Below are 8,139 nucleotides of genomic sequence, written 5' to 3'. Positions count from 1 at the left end.
AAACAACCCCGCAACAAGAAAAAATAAAATAATGGCGACTGCTATTGATGCGAAGATCCCTATGACATTGAATATTAACGATGCAAGTTTTAGTGAATCATTCATGATCTATCCCCTGCGCATAACGACCGCAACAGGGGCAAACTTGGAGCGCAAGCGGAAAGTTTGTCCCTGCCTGGTTGCGCTTGTTAGAAATTTGCCATAAGAGAATTGAAAAGGCGAACAAACCTAGCGCGAACACACCAAGCAAAGAATAGAAGTACACAATGTACCTAGAAAGATATTGGCCGCTTCTAGCGTCCGACTCGGCCACGACGATTGCTACTTCTTTAATCATACTTCTATCTGAAAGACCATTAATATCATTTTTAAGCTGGGCTAATGCGCTACCCGATTTATCCCAACCTACTTTGTAGCTGGTAATCAAGAGGCTCGATTTATAGAGTGTGAATCCAATACACACGAGCGACACAACAATTAATAGAATACTTAATTTTTTCATAGGGCTTCTAACGCCCGCAGCATGGGCCGACTGAAGCAAAGCGTATGGAGGTCCAGCCAAATACCGAAGGTATTTGGCGAACATGCCTGCGATTGTTAAATGTTTTAGCTGGATAACTTTGAAACATACAATAAAACTACAATTGATAGAGCCCAAACTATTTGTCCAACGACACTCGTTTTTGGAGTAGGACGTATATAAATACTAGCAATAGGAACAATACCAGCCACCACAAGAATTAGAGCGCTAAATATCAAAACAGGAAAATCTAATACAGACCATAATATTTTTGCACGTCCAATCGCTTCTACCCTACCGCCTTGTTCAGTAATGTATTCGAGCATGCGCTGATAAGTGAGTAGCCATGTCACAATCAATGAAAGCGCAAAAAGCCCTAAAAGGTTCCATTTTTGAATTAGGTTGAATACAACTTTGGTTCGACTCATATGTACATTTAACGCCCGCAGCATGGGCCGACTGAAGCAAAGCGTAAGGAGGTCCAGGCCGCAACGCGGCCGAGCATGGCTGCGATTGTTAGAATAAGTGCCTTAACGTTACTGTGCACTGAAGCCAAATGCTTACTACTAAAATGCGGACCACCATACCGAAAGCCACTAATTAATTTTTTCGGGCCACGAAGAGCGAAACTGCAAAACTTGGCCCACCACCTTAACAATTGACCAGCTACCACTTTTCGGTAGCTGATAGTATCTGCACTACCTTTCCAAATTCCACGGATAAAAATGTTTCCTTTGCCGCATTCTTTCCGTTTATTCCTGACAGCAGAAATGGAAATATTCTAACGCCCGCAGCATGGGCCGACTGAAGCAAAGCGTATGGAGGTCCAGCCAAATACCGAAGGTATTTGGCGAACATGCCTGCGATTGTTAAATGTTTTAGCTGGATAACTTTGAAACATACAATAAAACTACAATTGATAGAGCCCAAACTATTTGTCCAACGACACTCGTTTTTGGAGTAGGACGTATATAAATACTAGCAATAGGAACAATACCAGCCACCACAAGAATTAGAGCGCTAAATATCAAAACAGGAAAATCTAATACAGACCATAATATTTTTGCACGTCCAATCGCTTCTACCCTACCGCCTTGTTCAGTAATGTATTCGAGCATGCGCTGATAAGTGAGCAGCCATGTCACAATCAATGAAAGCGCAAAAAGCCCTAAAAGGTTCCATTTTTGAATTAGGTTGAATACAACTTTGGTTCGACTCATATGTACATTTAACGCCGCGCACACCGGCCGGAGCAAGCTATGCTTGCGGAGGTCCAGGCCGAAGGCCGAGGGTGCTGCGCCTTGTTATGGGAACAACGATTTGCACCCACTTTGTTTAAATTTACCGCCATAGTTAATTTTATATTTTGCTCTAGCTCAATGCATGGAGACCACACCTAACTTGCAGAACAGATACTTTAACACTGGCACTTTTAGGCCAGACCGACCAACCGGCCGCTGGCACTGTGTGAACCGCACCAAGCTACTATTTACGCTACCAAACTTCCGACGGATACCGTGAACCGCACGGTGTAATTTTTATGCCACCAACTTTCCGCCAGATACTTAACACCTGCACAAAGTTAAAACAAGAAACCGGAATTTACTCTTGTTCCAGGAAGTTGCGCAGTGGCTTCCCTCACCCATAACGCCGCCAGCATGGGCAAACTTTACGTTTAGCATGCGAAGCGTGCTGTAAAGTTTGTCCAGCACTACCGCAAAGCGGTTGTGCGTGCATGGCTGGCATGGTTATGTTTGTACTTCTAAAATATATTTTGATAAGCCTTCAATACCCTATGAGTTGACTCAGTAGACACCTCGACAATGTATGGACAGAAATTCATTCGTTGAATATACGTAGCCCTATCATTACATTCCAATACAACATGCCACATTGGATTGTCTCCTTCCTTAAGATCAACGTTTAATACTTCGTGAATCCCTGTTACACCCGTAATTGATTCCACTTCTTCAATTGCTCGCAATGACACAATATCTATTACAGTTTCAGCACTTGCACCCTGAAGACTGTATCCCAAGCAGATCATTTGCATCATTAATATTGAGACTTTCACTATCCCTCGCGAACATAACATTTGAATCAACGAAACGATTTCGCTTTTTCCATTTCGCATGATTTTTTCGTAAAGTTTTGCAAAGCCCTGGAGCCCTCGCCATTCGCGGCCTCTAGGGCTTTACGTTTTTTCTATTCTGGAAAAAGCGAAATCGTTTCGCCTATCACAAAAACCACATGCATGCCTAATCAATTGATTTGTCTAGGGATAAACCATATTTCCTAGCCAGGCTCGAAATTACCGCCATAGCTTCGCGTTATCGAAGTTTACAAGAGGAGTTGGGTGCCGCCTATACTGTACGTACACTCAGTCATGCAATTTATCTATGGTCGACAACACCAGGCCCCCGACTTAATTTGGCCGATGGCTTCCGCTCTTCTCCACGTCTAACTGGCTAGCACCCTGTTAATTCTTACAGGAAAAACAGCTGTACATGTCTCTCTAATGCTCTGGCTTGCGAGTGATGGGGAGGTTAAGGAGGTGACTGCCTGCAATTGCAGCGTAAGGTTTCTGCGTGGGGGACAGTTTTCGAAAGAGCCAAAATAACTTTCGCTTACAGTCTTCGTTTGCAGTTTTCGTTCGCAAGCCTCATTCGCAGTGCATAGAGTCCTACGCTACTCGCTCGCTTCAGACTGGGCACTAATTAAATTCTGCTTCCCGAAAGGCAAAAAGCCAGAGCAACAGCCCTGGCTTTCCATCAAACGAACTAACATAACTAAGCAAGCTATTTAATGGGCTCCGGCGCTCCGGTACCCATATATTTCGCCAAATTTCTGTGCAGGCTGATCACCGCCCCCTCCGCTTTCGGGTTGGGGATATTGCCACGATAACCGCCGTTGCGCATGCCGGCTTGTACTGCCGCCATGTTGGAGAAGTCCTGGTAAATTACCGGGCCAAAATCTTCAGCGGTGGGTTCACCGCGCTGCCACTGAGCTTTGGGCTCCTCGCCTTCGGGGAAGAGCTCTAAAGCAGAGACCTCGAAGTAACATTTATTGGGGTCGTAACCGAAGGGGCGTGCGGTGTAACAGAGGGCATTATTTACCGAGTGGCCAATTTGGGCATTGGGAAATATCTGCCAGGCGGTACCGCTTTTGGCTACGTGGGCGGAGTCTACCTCTGGCCAAAACACGCCGCGTTCGGCATCGATTTTTTTGGCGCTCTCGTGCCAATATTTTAATACCTGGTCCGGCGGGGTGTCGGCCGGCAAATCCTCCACCAAGCGGTTAGCCGCTTTAATTAAAGTATCGGTGGTCACCGCGTTTACCGTCTCTTTAATAAACTGCTGCATTTTGGCGGTTGCCACGCGCGCATCTTTACCGGCCGCCAAGCGCAATTTGCCCTGGTTCTCCTCTTCGCCTTTGGCAGCATCGTAACCAATATTGGAGTGCTTGCCCTGCGCCTTGGCCCAACCCCGGTGCGCACCAAACGCCATAAATTCCGGATGGGTGGCCATAATGTGGTAGGTCTCGTCGAACGCCTCCAGCGCCACCTTCCAGTTGCAATCGAACACCACCCACTTGCGCCACTTATAGCGCATATTTTCCAGTTGGAAGGGGTCGAGCATAGAGGCGGCCGGCTCCAGATAATCTCGTAACGGCTCGCAATTTGGATCCAGGTTAATCCAAATCCAACCACCCCAGGTGTCGACTTTTACCTCGCCCAGTCGGGTACGCTCATCGGTAAGGGTGCCAGCCCACTCCTCTTTGGCCAGCACATAGGTGCACTGGCCGGTAAGATTAAAATTCCAGCCGTGAAAACCGCAGGTAAAATCCATGGTTTTACCCTGAGCATTCATCTGCCCGGGCGGGGTATCCACCAGGCGCCGGCCACGGTGGGTGCAAACATTATAAAAAGCGTTGATGGTCTCTGGGCCACTGCGCACGATCAGAATCGAATCATCCAGAATATCGTAAGTGATGTAGTTGCCCACCTCGGGAATCTCTTCCACCCGCCCGGCTCGCAACCACACCTTGCGCCACAGTCGGTCACGTTCCAGCTTTACGTAATCTTCGGAAATATAGGCCTCTACAGGGCAGATAACCGGATGCAACGGTTCACCTTCGGCCAGGGTTTGGGAATTAATATGCGTGGTCTCGTTCAGATTGCCCATGATCATCTCTCACTTTTATATGCCCGGTGTTGGTCGTTGTTGTCGGCGTAGGAGTGGCTTATTTGCGGTTTGATACTGCACACTATTTTTATATTTTGTATGGACTAATTATTAATGATTTATCTAAAAGAAGGCTTGGTTATCCACCGATAAAGATCTACAACCAAAATTAGCCCATACAACTTTAGTGAAGAGAGTCTCAATTATTTGGCCGCAGCCGTTACTGACTTAGATCAACCTGCCGGAATAAGCTGCGGTACCTACTCGATGAAGACAGAAAATAAAGCGGCGCTTTGATTGAAAACAAATCACCTGTCGCCGCCAAGCCAAGCTAGGTACCACTGCTGTTTATCCGTCTTAACCCCACGGCCAACACGCTGGCTGGTTGTGTAACCGCTACCACAAGCTCACAGACCAGCACAATGCGACGAAAGAGAGGTTTTGGCCAATAGCTTTAGGCAACAAATCCAGAGAAACTGTCTACTGCCTACTGCCCGGCACTGCTATAACAGTTAAATTTTGGGGGCGCGGTTTTTCGCTCGTAAACGTAAGGAGAATGCAATGATCGAGCTGACGATCAACGGCCAGGCGCACAGCCTGGAGGTACCCGGCGATATGCCCATCTTGTGGGTGCTTAGGGATGTGCTGCATTTAACGGGCACGCGCTTCAGTTGCGGCATGGCCCTGTGCGGTGCCTGTGTTGTTCACCTCGACGGCGAACCCATTCGCGCCTGTCTCACGCCTATCGCCCTGGCTGCGGGTAAAACAATCGATACCATCGAGGCCATGGCCGACGATAGCCTGGGCCGGCGTGTGCAGCAGGCCTGGATGGATGAAGCCGTCGCCCAGTGTGGCTTCTGCCAGAGCGGGCAGATCATGAGCGCCGTGGCGCTATTAAAGAACACTCCCAACCCCAGCGATGACGAGATCGACAGTTTTATGAGCGGCAACCTCTGCCGCTGTGGCACCTACCCGCGCATCCGAAAGGCGATTCACCGCGCCGCCGACAGTGCTTCCCTGGCAAGCACCAGCGCTGCCGAGACTCCGCTTTTTTATGAGGTGAGCGTATGAGGCCCGCAACCACTACCACCGATCACCTGCTGTTAGCCAACGTCAGCCGCCGCGCCTTTCTGCGCGGTTCTGCCGCCGCCACAACCCTGGTATTGGCCGCCTATTGGCCCTGGGCCGAGGCCGCCTCCCCTGGCAAAAAATATGGCGCCGATGCCATGCCGCACGGCTGGGTGGATGACCCTAATGTGTTTATCGCTCTCACCGCCGATGGCCAGGTGATCATCACCTGCCACCGAGGTGAAATGGGCCAGGGTATTCGCACCAGCCTGGCGATGGTAATTGCCGACGAGCTGGGAGCAGACTGGCGACAGGTACGCGTTGAACAGGCTATTGGCAACGAAGAGAAGTACGGTAACCAGAACACCGATGGCTCCCGCTCCATGCGCCACTGGTTTGACCCCTTCCGCCGGGCCGCGGCCGCCATGCGCATGATGTTGGAGCAGGCCGCCGCCAACCAGTGGCAGGTGCCGGTTACCGAATGCCGAACAGAGCTCCATCGGGTTGTACACCCAGGCAACCAGCAGGCGTTAAGCTTTGGTGAACTCGCTGCCGCCGCAACCGCCCTGCCGGTACCAGCCCGGGAGAGCCTCACCCTCAAAAGTGCCGACCAGTGGCGTTACATCATGCGCACGCCGGAACACTACCCCGAGCACTCCACCCGCGATGAGCGGCGTCGGCCCCTGGCCGTGGATGGCTGGGATATTGTCACCGGCCGGGCCATCTACGCTGCCGACGTCTACCTGGACGATATGCTCTACGCTGTTATCGCCCGCCCACCCAGCCTGGGTGCCGCGGTAAAATCCTTCGACGCCAGTGCTGCACTGAAAGTACCGGGGGTGGTAAAAGTGCTGGCCCTGCCCACAGCGATGCCGCCCACCCATTTCGAGCCTTTGGGGGGCGTGGCGGTGCTGGCCACCAACACCTGGGCCGCGATTAAGGGCCGCCAGGCGTTGGTGGTGGAGTGGGATAACAAGCCCGCCGGCGACAACGCCAACTACAGCTCCAAGCAGTTTCACAGCACTCTGGCCAACCGAGCCACCCAACCCGGCAAGGTAGCCCGCAAGCAGGGCGACTTTAACCGCGCCGCCAAACAGGCGGCAGAGCACCTCACGGCCGACTACTACGCCCCACACATGGCGCAAGCGCCCATGGAGCCCATGGCGGCGCTGATTAAAATCGATGGCGAGCGCGCCGAAGCCTGGACCTCGGTACAGGCGCCCCAGGCCGCCCGCGATGGCGTGGCCCAACGGCTGGGTTTGAAGCCGGAAAACGTGACGATTCACTGCACCCTGATCGGCGGCGGCTTCGGCCGCAAGTCGAAGCCCGACTACCTGTTCGAGGCGGCCGACCTCTGCAAAGCCATGGGCGGCCGCCCGGTGCGAGTACAGTGGACGCGGGAAGACGACCTGCAACACAGCTTCTTCCACACCGTGGCGCTGGAACATATGGAGGGCACCTTTGACTCGCAGGGAAAAGTGAGCGGCTGGCTGCACCGCTCCCTGGCGCCCACCATCACCTCCACCTTTGTCAAAGATCCGATGTATCAGGCCGATGGCGAGCTGTCCCAGGGTATCCGCAATATGCCCTTTCAAATTCCCGCCATTTTGCAGGAGACCGGCCAGGCCGAGGCCCATGTCCGCATTGGCTGGTTCCGCTCGGTGCACAACATTCCCCACGCCTTCGCCATTCAGAGTTTTGTCGCCGAGCTGGCCGCCCAGGCCGGGCGCGATCACAAAGCCTTCATACTGGAACTGTTGGGTCCGGACCGGCAGATCGACCCACGCAGCCAGAACGAGACATTAAATTACGGCGAAGATCCAAGCCGCTACCCCATCGATACCGCCCGTTACCGCGCAGTGATTGAACGCGCCACCCAGGAGGCTGGCTGGGGCCGAACACTGGCGGCCGGGCGCGGCCTGGGGCTGGCGGTGCACCACAGCTTTGTCTCCTACTGCGCGGTGGTGGTGGAGGTGGAGGTGAGCAGCAGTGGCGAGGTGATCATTCACCAGGCCGATATCGCCTTCGACTGCGGCCCGCAGATCAACCCGGACCGGGTCAGCGCGCAGCTGGAGGGGGCCTGCGTCATGGGTACCGGTATCGCCCTGATGACCGCCATCACCGCCGACCAGGGCCGTATTGAGCAGAGTAATTTTCACGACTACCTGATACCCAGAATCGGCCAGGCGCCGAAGGTGATTCGCACCCACGCGGTTAACAACCGCCTCGATCTGCCCTTAGGCGGTGCCGGCGAACCGGGCCTGCCGCCGGTGGCACCGGCCATCTGCAATGCCATTTTTGCGGCAACGGGCAAACGCGTTCGCACCCTGCCGGTGGCGGACCAGCTGCGCGGTTAGCCAGGAGTTA

The 8,139-nt window shown here is 52.7% G+C and carries 6 protein-coding genes; 2 read left to right on the top strand and 4 right to left on the bottom strand.

Annotated features, from left to right (window positions below; genetic code table 11):
• Positions 1 to 97: 97 nt before the first annotated feature.
• From SBL51_RS19360 to SBL51_RS19345, 4 genes are all read right to left on the bottom strand, one after another.
• Positions 98 to 502 carry a hypothetical protein gene (locus tag SBL51_RS19360; RefSeq protein ID WP_317932773.1) on the bottom strand — a complete coding sequence of 135 codons (405 nt, stop codon included), beginning with the start codon at positions 500 to 502 and terminating at the stop codon, positions 98 to 100.
• 104 nt (positions 503 to 606) lie between these two features.
• Positions 607 to 948: a hypothetical protein gene (locus SBL51_RS19355; RefSeq protein ID WP_317932772.1), complete on the bottom strand. Its 342-nt coding sequence runs from the start codon at positions 946 to 948 to the stop codon at positions 607 to 609.
• A 450-nt stretch (positions 949 to 1,398) separates the two neighbouring features.
• A complete protein-coding gene (locus tag SBL51_RS19350) occupies positions 1,399 to 1,740 on the bottom strand; it encodes a hypothetical protein (RefSeq protein WP_317932772.1) in 342 nt (113 codons plus the stop codon).
• Positions 1,741 to 3,318: 1,578 nt separating this feature from the next.
• Positions 3,319 to 4,704 carry an aromatic ring-hydroxylating dioxygenase subunit alpha gene (locus SBL51_RS19345; RefSeq protein WP_317932771.1) on the bottom strand — a complete coding sequence of 462 codons (1,386 nt, stop codon included), beginning with the start codon at positions 4,702 to 4,704 and terminating at the stop codon, positions 3,319 to 3,321.
• Positions 4,705 to 5,265: 561 nt separating this feature from the next.
• On the opposite strand from SBL51_RS19345, the gene SBL51_RS19340 reads away from it, so the two are divergent.
• Together SBL51_RS19340 and SBL51_RS19335 are read left to right on the top strand one after the other, a co-directional pair.
• Complete coding sequence (locus tag SBL51_RS19340; protein WP_317932770.1) at positions 5,266 to 5,775, top strand: (2Fe-2S)-binding protein; 510 nt, start codon at positions 5,266 to 5,268, stop codon at positions 5,773 to 5,775.
• Positions 5,772 to 8,129 (top strand): xanthine dehydrogenase family protein molybdopterin-binding subunit, encoded by a 2,358-nt coding sequence (locus tag SBL51_RS19335; protein ID WP_317932769.1) that lies wholly within the window; start codon positions 5,772 to 5,774, stop codon positions 8,127 to 8,129. Before SBL51_RS19340 ends, SBL51_RS19335 begins: the two co-directional genes overlap by 4 nt.
• The last annotated feature ends 10 nt before the right edge of the window (positions 8,130 to 8,139 follow it).

Origin of the sequence: Halioxenophilus sp. WMMB6 (genome assembly GCF_033283405.1) — a bacterium.
Taxonomy (GTDB): domain Bacteria; phylum Pseudomonadota; class Gammaproteobacteria; order Pseudomonadales; family Cellvibrionaceae; genus Halioxenophilus.
The sequence above is the reverse complement of the archived record's forward strand: the minus strand, read 5'-3'. Positions and strand labels throughout refer to the sequence as shown.